The following is a 17023-nucleotide window of genomic DNA, read 5'->3' on the forward strand; positions in this document are numbered from 1 at the left end:
ATTAGTCTTAAAAGACCAAATATTAAGATGAATTTGAAAGTAAATTATTTCTCTATTCCGACTGCAAAATTAAATATTAAAAAGAGCATCTAGAGCTAGCCAAGAACATATTTTCATGAATAAATCTCCGAAACTATCCATTGTAATTCCTGTTTTTAACGAAGAAGGAAATAACGCTTTACTATGCGACGCCATAGCCAAAGAATTAAAGGCCTACGAATATGAAATCATTTTTGTGGACGACTTCTCTACCGACGGCACCAGAGAAGAAATAAAAGGCTTTAATAACCCAAATGTGGTGCTGATAGAGCTTAAAAGAAACTACGGACAAAGCTCTGCCCTAGCCGCGGGAATAGAATATGCCACCGGCGATTATGTAATCACGATGGATGGTGACATGCAAAACGACCCCTCTGACATTACCATGATGCTTAATAAAGCTATCAATGAAGAATGGGACATGGTGACAGGACAAAGGCAAAAAAGACAGGACAATTTCCTAAGAACGCTGCCTAGCAAGATTGCCAATTACATTATTAGAAAAGCTACCAAATTTCATATAACGGATGCGGGCTGTGCCCTAAAAGTGATGACTGCCGAAACCGCCAAGAGTGTTCCGCTTTATGGGGAGCTTCATAGGTTTATAGCTCTTAATGCTCATATAGAAGGTGCCAGAATTACAGAAGTACCTGTAAAACATCACGCTCGCCAGTTTGGCGTTTCTAAATACGGATTAGGCAGAACATTCAAAGTTATCAATGACGTACTTCTGATTCTTTTCCAACAGAAATACATGCAGAAGCCGCTGCACTTTTTCGGTAATCTTGGGATGACATTCTTTGGTATTGGTGCATTGATAAACCTTTATCTTCTCGCTGTTAAACTAACAGGTGAAGACATTGGCGGACGTCCATTACTTATTCTTGGGGTGCTTTTAGTCTTGGTAGGTATTCAGTTTTTCACCATTGGTATAGTGTCTGATTTACTAATGAAAACTTACTACGAGTCGCAGGACAAGAAACCTTATAACATTAGAAAAATCTCCACTTTTGAATAAGAAATCGCTTATAACGGCTCTTAAAATTCTATTTACTGTGGTGCTGCTTTATGTGGTATTCACCAAAATAGAAATTGAAAAGATAAAATCTGTTTTGGCAGATGCCCAAATACTTCCGCTGCTTTTAGCGGGAGTATTATTATTTCTTTCACAATGGATTTCTGCCGAAAGGCTGCGGTATTTGCTTTCAAAAAGTGCTTTCCCTATTTCTAAAGCCAGTAATTATGCTCTGTATTTGCTGGGCATGTTTTACAATTTCTTTATTCCTGGTGGTATAGGTGGCGATGCCTACAAGGTGTACGCCATGCATAAGAAGTTTGATTGGTCTGCAAAAAAACTAACTGCCGTACTGTTTATTGACCGTCTTACGGGCTTAGCCGCCATTGGCGTTTTGACTTGTCTTTTGGCCATTGGTTTACCATTGTTTCAAACGCTCTCTTTTACTTTGCTTCTGATAGCAGCCGTTCCTGTGGGCTTGGTACTCTTCTATCTTATTGTCAAACAGTTTTTCCCTTCTTTTAAAACGATACTTATACGTCCCCTACTTCTTTCTTTCTTAATTCAGGGCTTGCAGGTTTTAAGTTTGATAGCCTTGCTCTATAGTATTTCCGAACCTACCGACAGCATTGTTTACGCTGTGGTGTTCTTAGTCTCTTCGGCACTGTCTATCTTTTCTTTTTCTGGCATTGGTATTAGAGAACTTATCTTTTATCAGGCTGCCGTCTTTTTTGCTTTTGACAGTACGCTAGCCGTCACAGTCGGTTTTCTTTTCTCCTTTATTACGGCTGTCATTTCACTTTTTGGCATTATTTACCATATCAAAAAGCCAGACTTAAAACTGGAAGGTTAATTCCATTTTTTTGTACATTGTTGCATTGAAATAAAATGCAAGCCAAATGAAATTCCTTTCCCTATTCTTTATAGCCTCCACTTTACTGTGTCAAGCACAGGTTTTACCTGTTACTCCACTTTTTAACGGAAGCGATTTAGATGGCTGGTACATGATATCGCAAGACGATTCGCCCGCCGAAAACTACTTTGGCGTAAAGGATAATGCCATACATGCCTATCCTAATCAAAAGGCAGACAGCAAACAGCCATTTGCCGCTATTATCACAGAAAAAGAGTACGAAAACTATATTTTAAAACTGGAATATAAATGGGGGGACAAGAAATTTGCTCCCAGAGAAAACGACGTTAGAGACGCTGGCGTATTGTTTCATATTTTTGGAGAGCGAGTTATCTGGCCATCGGGCATAGAATGTCAAATACAAGAAGGCGACAGCGGCGATTTATGGATAGTACAAGCAAGAGCCAGCTCTAAAGTAGATGGCAACGGAAACAACTACAGCCCAGAAGGCACCTTAATAACCAAAGGCGAAAAAGACACCTACAACCGCATATCTAGAATGAACTCTTGGGAACACGCTGGCTGGAACAATGTCATGGTGACTGTGGACGGCAATAATGCTAAATTTTTCATCAATGGAAAACTAGTAAACGAGGCCATTAACATGCAGCGATATGACAAAGGCACCAAAGCATGGGTGCCATTAACCAAAGGTCAAATTTTACTTCAAGCAGAAGGCTCTGAACTGTTTTACAGAAACATCACGATACAAGACCTAAAGAAATAAACCCACAAAAAAGAAGCCTTGCGGCTTCTTCCTGCAGATTTAATAAAAGGGGAAATGACTACAAAAGCACGTAAGCCTCCCAGAAAGCTTACTGCTCTCATGCCTCTTATAACAAAAACGTTCCTTATCAATTATTAAAGACTATGGGGCGATTTGGGGAATTTTGGGTTATTGTTTGGGGTGGGATTTGAGAAAGCTACAATTATTAGCAATAATGACGTAAACTAAATCCGACTTATATATGTACTTGTTTTTTCATATGTTTGAACTGTTTCTGCATGCCCTTATACATCTTTTACGTAGTCTACTTTAAATTCTAATTACCATACAATGACTAAAAACAATTGGACAAAAGAAGAAACAATAGTAGCATTTAATGTGTACTGTAAAATACCTTTTAAGAAAAGTAGCAAGACAAATCCTACGGTGATTAAGTATGCCAAGATAATAGGTCGTTCTCCTTCCGCTTTAAATATGAAAATCGGAAACTTCGGCAGGTTAGATCCGGAACTAAAAAAACAAGGTATTACAGGCTTAGTTAATGGAAGCAAACTTGAAGAAGAGGTTTGGAATGAGTTTAATAACAATTGGGAAGAATTAGCATATAGAAGTGAATTCTTAATAGCACAATTTCAAAACAAAGATATCGAGGAGTTAGAAATCACAGATTTCCCAAATGGAAAGGAGTCTATAAGAACAATTAAAGCAAGGCTTAATCAAAATTTCTTTCGAAGTACGATTTTGTCATCTTATAATATTACATGCTGTATAACTGGACTTACTATTCCTGATTTCTTAGTTGCAAGTCATATAATACCTTGGTCGATTGATAAAGAGAATAGGATAAACCCACGTAACGGTATTTGTTTAAATTCCATACATGATAAAGCATTTGATAAAGGTTTTCTTACGGTTACCCCTGATTACAAAGTAAAGCTTTCAAAATATTTCACTGAATACTCTAACGAGCCTTCTGTTAAAGATTTGTTTATGAAATATGCTAACAGAGAAATTTTAAAACCTGAAAGGTTTTTACCCAAAAAGGAATTTTTAGATTATCATTATAACAATATCTTCATTCAATGAGCTCTTCAAAAGTTTTACTTCCTGCAAATAAAAACAGCACCATTATTTTCAGAATAAAAGATAATAACGGTTCACTATTAGCTAAAGAAGACATTTTAAAAGTCAATGGTATAATCAAAGAAAATAAAAAAGGAATAAGAAAAATCATTGACTTAGGCTACCATATTGAATACCTAAAATACGAAGACTCCAGCTTTTGCCTAAACCTCAAAATGATTGACAGCGACCTCCCAAAAATCATTTCTTTTATAGTGCTTGATACATTCACTAAAAACCTAACTGATATTCCGAGTATAATCGAAAATCTTAATGCTAGAAACCCTATAGGATATGATTTAAGTCTAGGACACAAGTTTTATAATCATAAACTAACTAACTTTCTAATGGAATTAGCACTTGGAATAACTTCAAAAAATATATGGTCTGGCAACTATCAGGCTATAGGATACGCAATAACTTCAAAGGCAAACAACCATATTTTATATAAAAATGAAACCTGCTTTCATAAATTCATAGATTACCTTAAGGAATCATACAGATTTGTAAGCCCCAGTGTTAATAAAATGGGTTATGGAGAGGTGTATCTCAAAGACGAAAAATCTCTAATTAACCTAAACTTTCAAATTCGTGCTTAATTATAAGAGCTAACCCCTACCCCAAAACAAACGGCATATCCCTCATTCTCTTACCCGTTAATCTGAAAGTGGCATTTGCTATGGCGGCGGCTATTGGGCCTAGTGGTGGTTCGCCTACTGCTCCTGGAGCATTGGTATTTTCTAGTATCACCACATCTATTTCTTTGGGAGCGTGACGCATCATGGCCATTTGGTATGGTCCGTAAATGGTAGGGCTTAGTTGCCCATCGGTCACTTCCATTTTTTCAAACATAGACGCACTCATTCCCATGATAATGGCACCTTCGCACTGAGCTCTTATTTGGTCTGGATTTACGGCCAATCCTACATCTATCACGCAGGTTACCTTATGCACTTTTATTTCGCCATCTAAGATAGAAACCTCCGCTATCTGAGCCACTGGTGTGTTGGCATCTGTACAGCAGGCAAAACCCACTGCCCTGCCCTCAGGCAAAGTAATATTATTCCAGTTCACCCTATCTCTTGCGGCTTCTATCACTGCTTTAAGGCGTTTCCCGGCGGTGTTATCTCCTATTTGGTCTAGCCTAAACTGTATAGGGTCTTTGTCTGCTTTTACGGCCAGTTCGTCCATAAAGCTTTCTATAGAAAAAGTATTGGCCAAGAGCCCCAAACTCCTCCACCAACTGGTGGCAAAAGGCAATTTCACTCGCCAAGAAATAGCACGATAATTTGGAATACCGCTGTACTGAATCATTCCACCACGCCATGCACCAAGGTCAGCACCCAAAGCAGCATTAGCAATATGTGGCACTATGGCAGAGCCAAAAGCCACATCACCACTAGAAACATTATGCTCCAAAGCCTCTATTTTACCATCCTGTGTAAGTTTAGCTTTTAAAACATGATGCGTTGGCGGTCTGAACGTATCGTTTTGAAACTCTTCTTTTCTATTAAAAAAGCATTTGACAGGTTTGCCAACGGCCTTAGAAAGCACCGCCGCCTGAATGGCATTTGGCGTATGCAGCCTTCTACCAAAACCTCCACCCAAATAGGTTGGTTTTATTTCCACCTGCTCCTCTTTCAATCCCAGTCTTTTAGCCACCTCTTTTCTAGTAACTCCCACCACTTGGGTTGAAATCATCACGGTAGCTTTATCTTTTTCTACAAAAGCCACGGCACCGTTTGGCTCTATCTGAGCATGAGCACCCAGCGGACTAGTATATTCCGAGCTGATTAATCCATTTTCTGATGCTAAAATCTTCTCCGCCTTACCTTCTTTCTGAATTTCAAAAGGCTCCCCTTTTCCTACTTTCACCAGAGCCTCTATATCCTTGGTTTGCCAAACTTTGTCTGTTTCCCAATTCGCCTTTATGGCTTCTTTGGCATTTTCTGCAGCCATTCTTGAAGTAGCCACCACACCCACAAAATCTTCTTCTTTCACCACTTTGACCACACCTGGCATTTTCTCAGCTTCTGAAGTATCAGCATCTAGGTATTTTGCACCTATTGCCGACGGCCTCACCACGGCTCCAAAAAGCATATCAGGCATAGCGGCATCCATTCCAAAAATAGGTTTACCCAGCACCTTGTCTTTTAAATCGACACGGCTAACAGGCTTTCCTATGTATTTATAGGCTTTTAAGTCCTTTAAAGCAGGCGTATCTGACAATTCCCATTCGGTAATACCTGCTACGGCTTCGCCAAAAGTCATGGTTTTATTTCCTGAGCTTATCACGCCATCCGTCACTTTCAAAGAGGCTAAATCTACCCCCATTTTCTTGGCGGCTTCTGCTTTTATAATTTCTCTGGTAGTAGCGGCCAACTCTCTCAGCGGCATCCACAAACTAGATATAGACGTACTACCACCCGTGGCAAAAGCATCAAACTGCAAGCTGGAGGGAGCGTGTTCCACCCTAATTTGATTGATATTTATTTCTAATTCGTCGGCAGCCATTTGTGCCAATCCGGTGAAAGTACCCTGCCCCATTTCTACTTTTGGGCTATAGAGCGTCACCATATTATCGGCACTTATTTCAAACCAAACTTCGGGGTCTGAGGTGTTTCCTGAATACGGTGCTTCTGCCGTATTTGCCACCCCTGCCAAAGTTCTTCTGATGGGCTTTTTTAACAAATACGCAGCACCAACTAACAAACCAGTTCCGCCTAAAATAGACCTAATTATAAATTTCCTTCTAGATACTTTAGCCATGATTTACTTCTTTTGGGTCTCGTTATTTTGGATTTCAGCAGCTCTGTGAATGGCTTTACGCATTCTGTAGTAGGTGGCACAGCGACATACATTTATGATATTATTGTCAATATCTTCATCCGTTGGGCTAGGTACTTTATTGAGCAGGGCAGCTGTGGCCATCATAAAACCCGGCTGACAGTAGCCACACTGCGGCACTATTTCTTCTATCCAGGCTTGCTGCACGGGGTGCAAATTTTCTTCTGAGTCTGACAAACCTTCAATGGTGGTCACTTCTTTTCCCTCCACAAACTCTATCGGGTAAGAGCAGGAACGCACGGCTTCCCCGTCAATATGCAGAGTACATGCTCCACAAGCAGCTTTTCCGCAGCCATATTTAGTGCCTTTTAAATCTAAAATATCTCTAACTACCCAGAGCAGCGGCGTGTTGCCGTCTGTTTCTACAGTCTCCGGTTTTCCGTTTATTGTGAAGTTTATTTTCATATCAGCCTTTATTAAATAGGGTCTTTTATTCATTTGGGATTTTCGCTCCATTCTGTATCCAAGTTTTCACCGCAGCTATAAATTCCTCCTTGGAAACTGGCGGCTTTTCTCTAGCTGTGCGGTCGGCATGAATGCCTGGCTCAAAAGCCCACAGCACCAATTCATCTTCCGTCATGTGTTTCTCTATTTCTTTATGAGATTTGTTACCGTTTTTTGACCTGTCTAAAATAATCTCCGCTATTTCTACCCTAGACTTGCCCTCCCAAGCCATACTTTTAGGGGCTAAAGCCCAATGCGGTGCTCCCGGTACTCCTGAAGCGTCATTATTTTTTGACTGGTGACAGGTATTACATGTAGTAGCTTCAAAACCATGATTTTCTCTTCCTCTTTCAATGCCAAAATAATGAAGATGACTGTCTTCCCCTTGTCTTGGCCTATCTCCCGACGGGTGACAATTCATGCATCTTTTATGGGTCAAAACCTCCATCATGGTGTCAAAGGCAGGTTGAGCTTTCTGAGGCTCTATTTTCACCACAGCACTTTCTTCCTTTTCAGGTAAATTAAAAGAAAACACGGCCAAAGGCACTGCAAATAAGAATATGTATTTTTTGTAATTCATAGCAAAGTAATTCACAATAATAGTAAGTAATCACTCACAAACAAAATTCAGATGAAAATTTTCATAATTAAAGAAAAGCTTAAATCCTTAGCCTATTTCTTTCTCAAAAGATACGCATAAGTTACAAAAAAGTTTAAAACATTCTCAAAGACCTATTTGCCGTCAAATTTGGAATAAGTTATATTTGTAAGTAAATGCTCACAATTAAAATATTCCTGTGACCGACAAAAAAGCTAACATATTATCTGCCGCCCTTGAGCTCTTTGCCAATGAGGGTTTTAACGCTACATCTACCAGTTCTGTAGCTAAGAAAGCGGGCGTATCTGAGGCTTTAATTTTTCGTCATTTCCAGAATAAAAAAGGGCTTTTAGATGCTATTTTAGGGCAGGGCGAAAAGAAGTTCATGGAATTAATGGGACCTATTTTGTTTCAAAATGAACCCAAAAAAGTTATCAAAATGACTTTAGAGCTTCCTTTCTCTGTCAAAGAATCAGAGTACGATTTTTGGAAACTCCAGATAAAACTAAAATGGGATAGTGACTACTACCACCCACAAAAGATGGTTCCACTTACCAATAAGCTTACAGAGGCATTTGCTGCTTTAGGCTCTGAAATGCCAGAACTGGAAGCTCTTTCGCTAAACCAAATGGTTGAATCTATTTCTATTGGTTTGGTAAGAAATGAAATCAAAGACAAAAAGAAATATTTGGCATTTCTATTAGCCAAATATGGGGTTTAATGCGGTAGCAATCGAAAGTCTGAATTTTGATGTCAATTACCATGGCAACTTCTACTATTGAATAACATGTCGCTCCGATGGAGCTTGGAAAGAAACATTTAATCCTTTCTATTAAGATATCGCTCCTCTGGAGCTTAAACTAAAGAACTTTTGATAAAAGAGACATCAATAATTAATAAACCGCACATCTTGTTTGTCATAATTTTGGTTTAAAAGCTCGCCAAACAAATTAGACACCTATCATTACATTGGTTATTCACATGTCGCTCCGCTGGAGCTAAAATTAATCAGAGGTCGATAAAAGAGACATCAATAATTAATAAACCGCATATCTTGTTTGTCATGATTTTGGTTCAAGTCTCACCAAACAAAGCAAATTTTATATCTCCATTGTATTATTAACATGTCGCTCCTATGGAGCTTAAATTAACGAGAGTTCCATAAAAGAGACATCAACAATTAATAAACCGCACATCTTGTTTGTCATGATTTTGGTTCATGCCTCACCAAACAAAGCAAATTTTATATCTCCATTGTAATATTAACATGTCGCTCCTATGGAGCTTGAAGGAAAAAATCTAATCTCCCTATTAATATATCGCTCCGCTGGAGCTTAAAATGTATTTCTTACACGTCCTAACACTGAACCTAATACACTCTTTCCATTGTTAAAACATGGTAATTTCAACTATATCACAAAACTGTGATTTAGTATCCAAATCTAGATTTATCAGCAAAAATTGAAAAACATCACTTTAAAAGGCTTCTTCAAAAAAACGGGTATTAGCCTTGTGCTTTTATTTATGCTACTGGCTTTATGGCTGGTCTATTTCGTTGTCAAAAACGAAGCTCCTATTCTCAATGGCGATGTTATTTATAGCCAACTTTATAAAGAAAACCTCGACTTAGACATTTATACGCCTACTAAAAGGGTTTACGAGAAATCTCCGGTGGTCCTTTATATTCACGGCGGAGCGTGGATAGGTGGCGTAAAGGAATCTATAAATAACAATAGATTTAATGCCGCCATTAACCAGCTGCGTGAAAAAGGGTATACCGTCATAAGTCCTAATTACAGCGTAGCTATAGATGGAAAAGGAGCATTTCCAGATTGTATTATTGACATAAATCAGGCCATTAAATGGACGGCCGAAAATGCAGATTCTTTAAAACTAGATTTAGACAATTTCGGAATTTTCGGAGAATCTGCAGGAGCTCATATAGCCATGATGAATGCTTTTCCTACCAAATTAAGTTTTGATAGCACTTTCTACAGCGTGAAATTTAATTATGTGGTGGATGTTTACGGACCAAACGACCTTAAAGGAATTTACAGAAGCAAATTGGCTGATAGTTTAGGAAATATAGTAGCAACTTTGCCTGAATATTTCCGAGATGATTTTGATATCGCAAAGCGTATTTTTGGCTTTGACCCAAAGGCGGATAGCATAAAAGCGGATAGTATTATGCAGTTGTATTCTCCATACCGCTATTTGACAAAACACTCTCCTCCTATTCTGATGATTCATGGAGACGCCGACCAGGTGGTGCCTATTATTCAATCTTTAAGTCTTAAAAAGCTTTTAGACTCGCTGAAAGTGGAAAACGAAATTCATGTGCTAGAAAAAGTAAACCACGGTTTTATTGATGCCCAACAGGCCCAAATGGATTCAACCCAAATATGGATTGTGGATTTTATCACCTCTAAATACAAGTCGAAGGCTAAATAAATCTAATCAAAAGGTTAAGCTGGGGAATATGCTAACATTGTAGAAACGTTTGTCATGATTTTGGCATTAGGCCAAAATGACGCCAAACAAATAACTTTACAGGCGGATTATTATTAATATATCGCTCCTCTGGAGCTCATACATTTTGATTAAGAATTTAGTATGAGGCCGATTTAAAACAATTATTCCTCATCCTCTGAATTGACAATGATTTCTGAACTGACGACTACTACTAAAAATGATAGCCCGAATACGGTGTAATATAAAATTTCTGAAGGATGCATAATTTTAAGTTTTTACTCTAAGGGATAAAAAACTTATTCCAATTCAGAAAGTGTGGAATTATAGTAGAAAACGAGCAACAGGAAATCGCTAATTCAAACCAAATTCGATAGTAAATGTAGAACCCTTTCCTAGTTCAGAATCTACTTCTATTTCGGCCTCATGGGCTTTTAATATGCCCAAAGTAGATGCTAAACCCAAACCTACTCCGTTAGTTTTGGCAGTATAAAAAGGCTCAAAAAGCTTGGACTGTAATTTCTCATCCATCCCTATACCATTATCCGCAATCACCACAATCACCTTATCATTTTTTGCGAAGCTTTTGATACTCACTTTTGGATTTTCAATTCCATCTAAAGCCTCTATTCCGTTTAAAATAATATTGACCAATGCTGTGCAAATTTGCTCTGCGTTGAGCTTTAGTTTTGGGCTTTTATTAATGTCGGTTTCTATTTTTACACCCACCATATCTGCACGGTCTTTAATCTGAGATATAGCCTTTTTTATAACCTTAGCTAAATCTGTTGATTGTTTGGTGACCTCTTTTTCAGAAGCAGCATGCAGAACTTCATTGATAAGTTTATCTATCCTCCTGGCGTTTCTTTGAATAATCTCTAAAACAGACTCGTCTTCTTCCGAAACTTTGTCTGAAAGACTTTCTAAAGAGAGGTTAATATTCATCAACGGATTACGCACTTCATGAGCCAGCACCTGCATCAGTCGGGCTGTAGACTCCAATTTCCTGGTTTGTCTTAAAGCCCTTTCGGCTTTTAACTTCTCTGTTTGGTCTGAGAATATCCCGTGTAAAAAGAAGCGTTCATCGGCATCGTACTCTACCACCACAGACACTAAACCAGACTTTACCTCGCCATTTTTAGCTTTTAAATGAATCAGGTAATCTTTTATGCTTCCATCTGTCATTTGGTCTTGCATCTCCACTATTTGGAGCGGATTCTCAAAATACTCATGACTCTGCATGGCATACACTTCCTCTGGCGTATAACCCATGTATGACTCCACCGCCTTACTCACATGAATGATATTGAAATCTTCATTGGCTATAAAAATTATCTCTTTCGAGCCCTCAAAAACTCGCCTATATTTCTTTTCACTTTCACGCAGAGCTTTAAGCGTATTAGCATGTTTTACCGCATACCTAATACTACGCCCTAAGGAATCTGCATCTAAAGAAGTCTTTTCTATATAATCATAGGCCCCTAGCTCAATGGCCTGCTGGTCTATTTTTTCATCGCCCTTCCCCGTTAGTAAAATGGCGGGCAAATCTTCGTTTTTAGTTTTTAAAAGTTTGAGTAATTCCAATCCTGATTTTCTACCAAGCAAATAGTCAAAAAGGTATATATCATGATTTCCTTCCGCAATGGTCTTTTCTGCCTTTTCATAAGAATTTACCCATTCTAAATCATAAGAAAGATGTACTATTTCTCTTAAGATTGACCGAGTAATGAGGTAATCATCCTCATCATCTTCTACTAATAAAATTTTCAATTTTGCACTCATTAAGCGGCTGGTAAAAGAATATGCACAGATGTTCCTGGAGAAAATGTCTTTTCCATCCAAATAGCTCCACCCATCTTTTCTAAAATGGCTTTGGCTATAGAGAGTCCCATTCCTGCACCATCATACTCCGACCTTCCATTTACCCTATAAAACGGCCTAAAAATGTCTGACATCTGGTCTTCAGGAATACCAATTCCATTGTCTGAAAAAATTAAATAAGCATAATTCCTTGAAGGGTTCAAGCCTTTTGAAGCTATTACCGTAGAAAAAATAGATTTGGTAGATAGCTTAATTTTAACTTTCCCAGTATTAAATTTCTCAGCATTGTCTATCACCTCTTGTAAAGCTATTTTTAGCTGTGGCCTATCGCCGTAAGCTATTTTTGGGCACTGATACTTAAACTCTGTTTTTTCATCAATGTTCAGTTCTTCTACTAATTCATGAAGCATTATTCGCTGCCTCTTAAAATCTGCTGTATTAATTCTAGACAACTTCAATAAATCATCAATCATGGCTTGCTGCCTATTAGCGGCATCCATCATTCTGGCAAAGAAATCTTCTTCTTCTTCACTTAATTTACCTTTCAGACTTTTACTTAGCCTTTGGCCAAAAGTTGTAATTTTTCGGGCAGGTTCCTTCAAATCATGTGAAGCCAAATAAATAAACTCGTCAAACTCATTTTGAAGAGCTAATACTTCTTTAGGAACTTCATTTTCTATAGTAGTAGTAGTAAAGTCACTCATTAAATTTTCAGTCTTTTCATTTTATTGTAAAGCGTTTTTCTGTCAATGTCTAAGAGTGCTGCTGCTTTACTTTTATTAAAATTAACTTTCTTTAGAGCTTCTAAAATCATCTGATATTCCGCCTCTGACGCTGCCATTTTTAGGTGACCCGAACCAGTATTAGCCGGTGCGTCCGTTTTATCAGTTTCATCTTTTTTCTCTGCAAAAAGCATTTTTTCATGATTGACAATTTCAAAAGGTAAGCTCGCAGCTTCTATAAGCTCTCCTTCGGTCAATAATGTTGCTCTTTTAATGACATTGTTAAGCTCTCGTAAATTACCGTACCATGGATAATCTAAAAGGTGCTTTTTTACCTCCTCAGAAAAACCCTTCACGTTTTTTTCTAGCTCGGCATTGGTCTCCTTTAAAAAGTGTTCCGCAAATTCAAAAACATCATTGCCACGCTCTCTTAAGGCAGGCACCTCCACATTAAACTCATTGAACCTGTGGTAAAGGTCTTCTCTAAACTTTCCTTTACTTATGGCCTCGCTAAGTTTTTCATTACTCGCCACCAATATTCTTACGTCTAAACTTATCTCTTTATTTCCTCCTATGCGTTTTACTTTTTGCTCCTGCACCACCCTTAATAATGATACCTGAACCTCGTAAGAAAGATTAGCCACTTCATCTAGAAATAGTGTACCGCCATTTGCCAATTCAAAATGACCAATTTTCTGCTGAATAGCTCCCGTAAAAGAACCTTTTTCATGCCCAAAAAGCTCACTACCAGCCAACTCGTTAGAAATAGCACCACAGTCCATCGCTACAAAAGGTCCGTCTTTCCGCTTACTCTTTTTATGAATAGTCTTAGCAATAGCCTCTTTTCCTGAGCCACTCTCTCCGTAAATAATTACGCTAAAATTAGTTGGGGCTACTAGGTTAACTTGTTTGACCAAGTTTTTGGCAATGGCACTTTTCCCGAAGATATAATTAGCCTCTTTGTTACTGCTCTTACTTTTCGATGCCTTTGGCGAAGCATCCGTAACAGCTTCCGTATTAAGTGCTTTTTTGATGTTTAGCAATATTTCATCAGGAAAAAGTGGTTTTGTGACGTAGTCAAAAGCCCCCATTTTCATGACGTTAATGGCCACCTTAATATCAGAATAACCAGTAATCACTATTACCGGCAAACTTGGCATCATTTCTTTGGCTTTTTTCAAAACCTCCGAACCATCAATATCTCCCAATTTGAAATCGGTCAATAATAAATCTGGCTTGAATTCTTTTAATTTTTTAAGCCCCAAAAGACCCGAAATGGCAGTTTCTACCTCATAGCCGTTTTTGGTAAGAAATCGGTTCATTAAAAGACAAATGTCTTGGTCGTCGTCTATGACTAATATTTTTGGCATATATTAAAGTGCTCTTCTAAGTTTTGAGGAAGGGATGTTCATATTTTCCCTGTATTTTGTAATGGTTCTCCTTGTCAATGAAAACCCGTCAGATGCTAATTTCCTGCAGATTTCGGCATCTGTCAAAGGCTTTTGCTTGTTCTCATCCGATACTAATTTACTCACAATTTCTTGAACTTCTTTATTACTTATTAATTGCCCATCATTTTTCTGGATGGCTTCTGTAAATAAGCTCTTCATAGGTACTAGCCCAAAATGAGTTTGCACATATTTTTGACTAGTTACTCTAGAAAGTGTCGAAATGGTTTTTCCGGTCAGCATAGCTACATCTTTCAGTACCATTGGTTTTAAATCTGATATACTCCCAGACTTAAAATAAGATTCCTGAAGCTTCACCACAGCCTCTATACATACATTCATGGTGTGCTCACGCTCCTCCACAGCCTGCATAAACCAAGCTGCAGATTCTCTTTTTTCCATTAAAAACTTATGCAGTTTTTTGTCAGATTTCTCTTTAAACTCTTTGCCGTAGTTTTCATTAAAAACCAGTTTCTTTCCACTTTTAGAAAGTGTTCCATATACTAATTCTCCGTCTCTAAAGTCTACTTTGTATTCCGGAATTATGGTCTCGTTTTTTTGAATAGTTGATAATTCAAAACCATGAAGCGGATATGGTTTCAAATCTGCAATGTCTTTCAAAATCAATTTCAAATCTTCGTTTGATATTTCTAAATGCTCGCATATTTCATCAAATTTCCTTTCAGATAATAGTTCAAAATAATGCCCTATAATATCTAACAAAACAATAGACTTATTATTCTTTTTAGCTTGAAAAAACAAAAAGTCTTGCAGGTCTCTGCAGCCTATTCCGAAAGGTTCTAAATGCTTTACTTTTGTCAGCACTTCCACTATTTCACTTTTATCTACAAAGGTGTTCATACCGAAAGAAAGTATATCTTCCAGCTCTCCCAAACTATAATTTAGGTAGCCTTTCTCGTCTACAGAATCTAAAATAAAATCTGCTATTCCACATTTTTTTTGAGATAAACCTAAGTATCTAAAATGCTCTTTTAGCTCTGCTATGATATCAAAACTAACTGCCTGATTATTCTCTAAAAAGTTGAGCGGTTTTTCATTAGAATTGTGCTGCGGCTTTCTTTGAAAATCGTAAGTTTCAGAATCATTTTCTTCTTCAAAATCTAATACAGGGTTTTCTTCTAATTCCTTTTTTATTTCTTGTTCTAACTCCGCCTCGTTAAACTGGAGAAAGTGAAGAAATTGAATTTGACGAGGACTTATTTTAAGACCTTGTTTTTGACTTAGTATTAGTTTTTGACTCGGCATAAGTGGCAGTGTTTTGTAATAACATTATTCAATTTGGAGTCCATTTCTTTAATTTTGAGCACAGCATAAAAAAAGTATTCCAATAACAAACAGAGCCACAGCACATTAAAACCTAAATTCGCTTTCAAAAAAAATACGAGCGTGAAAATACGCCGTATATTATACTAAGTTAACGGGGAAAGAATTCCCCAAAATGAGGTATTTCAAATACAAATTGAGATGAATAAAAAACTGGTCAATCTTATTTTCGGAATTTCACTCGGAATTCTTCTTCTACTCTGTATAATGACCTTCGACAGGTTAAGTAATTTCAATAAGTACACAAAGATTATTGACAACAGCCACAAAGTTTTGCTGGTTATATCAAATATGCGTTCTGGTTTCAATACATCTATAGCAGAGCAGCGGAGTTATCTTTTGACCAAAAATCCAGCTTATTATAATGAGTTTCAGTCAGAAAAAGACTCTTTACGCCACAGCATTCAACTCTTCAAAAAATTAACACGTGGAAATAAAGTACATCAACACTATATCAAAAAAATAGAAGAGGAGTCTGACAATAGGATTCAAAGCTTACTATTAGAAATAATTAATGACACCTCAAGTGCGAAATACAAATACAACCAATTAGAACTTATTTCGACCAACGACGAAATCAATAAAAACTTTTTTGACCTCTTAGAGACCGTTGACAATCATGAAAAACAACTATTGAGCCGTAGGCTAGTCATTAAAGAATTTGAAGAGGAATTTACTCCATTTTTGCTTTTCATATTGGCTTTAATAGCCATGGGAATTATCATTTACTCCTTTGTAATTATTGGAGCAGAGCTCAAAAAACGCGATGAAACGACCACACTTTTAGAACAGAGCATAGAAGAGCTCAATAAATCAAATACTGAACTGGAGCAATATGCCTACGTAGCATCGCACGACCTCCAGGAACCACTCCGAAAAATCAGGCTTTTTAGTAATAAACTGCTGGGCGATTATGGCGATAGCATGGAAAGCGACGGAAAAGATATGCTCCTGCGAATGAATAACTCCGCAGAAAAAATGACTATCTTGATTAAAGATTTACTTAGCCTATCAAGCTTGACCTCCGAAAATCCTGCTCCAGAAAAAGTAAACCTAAACGACATTGTAGATGAAGTTGCTCTAGAATTTGAAGATATCATCAAAGAAAACAAAATTGATTTTAGCCACTCAGACCTACCGAGCATTGATGGGTACGCTGGGCAACTGCATCAGCTTTTCCAAAATTTGATTGGCAATGCCATTAAGTTTAGAAGAGAAGATATTCCTTTAGAAATTTCTGTTAGAAATTATGTAGTCACTAAATGGGAAGGCGATATTTCTTATAACTACCATCATATAGCTGTGAGAGATAATGGTAAGGGTTTTGATAATGAATTTAAAAATAAGATGTTCACCATTTTTGGACGATTAGATAAAACCTCTGATATAGCTGGTACTGGAATAGGATTGTCAATTTGCTCCAGAATCATGCAAAACCACGAAGGAGAATTAGATGCTGAAGGTGCTGTGAATGCAGGAGCTACGTTCCATTTGTATTTCCCTCATGAATAAAA

The 17023-nt window shown here is 37.6% G+C and carries 15 protein-coding genes; 8 read left to right on the forward strand and 7 right to left on the reverse strand.

Going from position 1 to position 17023, the window contains the following annotated elements; translation table 11 throughout:
- Positions 1–115: 115 nt before the first annotated feature.
- The 5 genes from AC0L6O_RS18965 (at position 116) to AC0L6O_RS18985 (ending at position 4415) form a co-directional block, all read left to right on the forward strand.
- A complete protein-coding gene (locus AC0L6O_RS18965) occupies positions 116–1057 on the forward strand; it encodes a glycosyltransferase family 2 protein (RefSeq protein WP_473304581.1) in 942 nt (313 codons plus the stop codon).
- Entirely contained in the window at positions 1050–1907 is an 858-nt protein-coding gene (locus tag AC0L6O_RS18970; RefSeq protein ID WP_473304582.1) for a lysylphosphatidylglycerol synthase transmembrane domain-containing protein, read from the forward strand. The genes AC0L6O_RS18965 and AC0L6O_RS18970 overlap by 8 nt, the downstream gene beginning before the upstream one ends.
- A gap of 46 nt (positions 1908–1953) precedes the next feature.
- Entirely contained in the window at positions 1954–2694 is a 741-nt protein-coding gene (locus tag AC0L6O_RS18975) for a 3-keto-disaccharide hydrolase (protein WP_473304583.1), read from the forward strand.
- A gap of 330 nt (positions 2695–3024) precedes the next feature.
- Complete coding sequence (locus AC0L6O_RS18980) at positions 3025–3780, forward strand: HNH endonuclease (RefSeq protein WP_473304585.1); 756 nt, start codon at positions 3025–3027, stop codon at positions 3778–3780.
- A complete protein-coding gene (locus AC0L6O_RS18985; RefSeq protein ID WP_473304587.1) occupies positions 3777–4415 on the forward strand; it encodes an HpaII family restriction endonuclease in 639 nt (212 codons plus the stop codon). The genes AC0L6O_RS18980 and AC0L6O_RS18985 overlap by 4 nt, the downstream gene beginning before the upstream one ends.
- A gap of 16 nt (positions 4416–4431) precedes the next feature.
- Here AC0L6O_RS18985 and AC0L6O_RS18990 read toward each other — a convergent pair whose 3' ends face one another.
- The 3 genes from AC0L6O_RS18990 to AC0L6O_RS19000 are packed head-to-tail and all read right to left on the reverse strand — an operon-like array spanning position 4432 to position 7687.
- Positions 4432–6585, reverse strand: a complete 2154-nt coding sequence (locus tag AC0L6O_RS18990) for a xanthine dehydrogenase family protein molybdopterin-binding subunit (RefSeq protein WP_473304588.1) — start codon at positions 6583–6585, stop codon at positions 4432–4434.
- 3 nt (positions 6586–6588) lie between these two features.
- Entirely contained in the window at positions 6589–7068 is a 480-nt protein-coding gene (locus AC0L6O_RS18995; RefSeq protein ID WP_473304590.1) for a (2Fe-2S)-binding protein, read from the reverse strand.
- Positions 7069–7093: 25 nt separating this feature from the next.
- Positions 7094–7687: a hypothetical protein gene (locus AC0L6O_RS19000; RefSeq protein ID WP_473304591.1), complete on the reverse strand. Its 594-nt coding sequence runs from the start codon at positions 7685–7687 to the stop codon at positions 7094–7096.
- Between the two features lie 217 nt (positions 7688–7904).
- Between AC0L6O_RS19000 and AC0L6O_RS19005 the strand changes: the two genes are divergently transcribed.
- Entirely contained in the window at positions 7905–8426 is a 522-nt protein-coding gene (locus tag AC0L6O_RS19005; RefSeq protein WP_473304592.1) for a TetR/AcrR family transcriptional regulator, read from the forward strand.
- Positions 8427–9166: 740 nt separating this feature from the next.
- Positions 9167–10156 carry an alpha/beta hydrolase fold domain-containing protein gene (locus AC0L6O_RS19010; protein ID WP_473304593.1) on the forward strand — a complete coding sequence of 330 codons (990 nt, stop codon included), beginning with the start codon at positions 9167–9169 and terminating at the stop codon, positions 10154–10156.
- 372 nt (positions 10157–10528) lie between these two features.
- On the opposite strand, the gene AC0L6O_RS19015 is transcribed toward AC0L6O_RS19010, so the two are convergent.
- Genes AC0L6O_RS19015 through rpoN form a run of 4 tightly spaced genes read right to left on the reverse strand, consistent with a single transcriptional unit; the run spans position 10529 to position 15431 of the window.
- On the reverse strand, positions 10529–11944 hold the full coding sequence (locus AC0L6O_RS19015) for a two-component system sensor histidine kinase NtrB (protein ID WP_473304595.1): 1416 nt from the start codon (positions 11942–11944) through the stop codon (positions 10529–10531).
- A gap of 11 nt (positions 11945–11955) precedes the next feature.
- Positions 11956–12699, reverse strand: a complete 744-nt coding sequence (locus tag AC0L6O_RS19020) for a sensor histidine kinase (RefSeq protein WP_473304596.1) — start codon at positions 12697–12699, stop codon at positions 11956–11958.
- Positions 12699–14087 (reverse strand): sigma-54-dependent transcriptional regulator, encoded by a 1389-nt coding sequence (locus tag AC0L6O_RS19025; RefSeq protein WP_473304598.1) that lies wholly within the window; start codon positions 14085–14087, stop codon positions 12699–12701. The genes AC0L6O_RS19020 and AC0L6O_RS19025 overlap by 1 nt, the downstream gene beginning before the upstream one ends.
- Positions 14088–14090: 3 nt before the next feature.
- Complete coding sequence (gene rpoN, locus AC0L6O_RS19030; RefSeq protein WP_473304599.1) at positions 14091–15431, reverse strand: RNA polymerase factor sigma-54; 1341 nt, start codon at positions 15429–15431, stop codon at positions 14091–14093.
- Positions 15432–15650: 219 nt separating this feature from the next.
- Here rpoN and AC0L6O_RS19035 point away from each other — a divergent pair, with 219 nt between their 5' ends.
- Positions 15651–17021, forward strand: a complete 1371-nt coding sequence (locus AC0L6O_RS19035) for an ATP-binding protein (RefSeq protein WP_473304600.1) — start codon at positions 15651–15653, stop codon at positions 17019–17021.
- Positions 17022–17023 lie beyond the last annotated feature (2 nt).

The organism is Arcticibacterium sp. GJ41-1, from assembly GCF_055808875.1.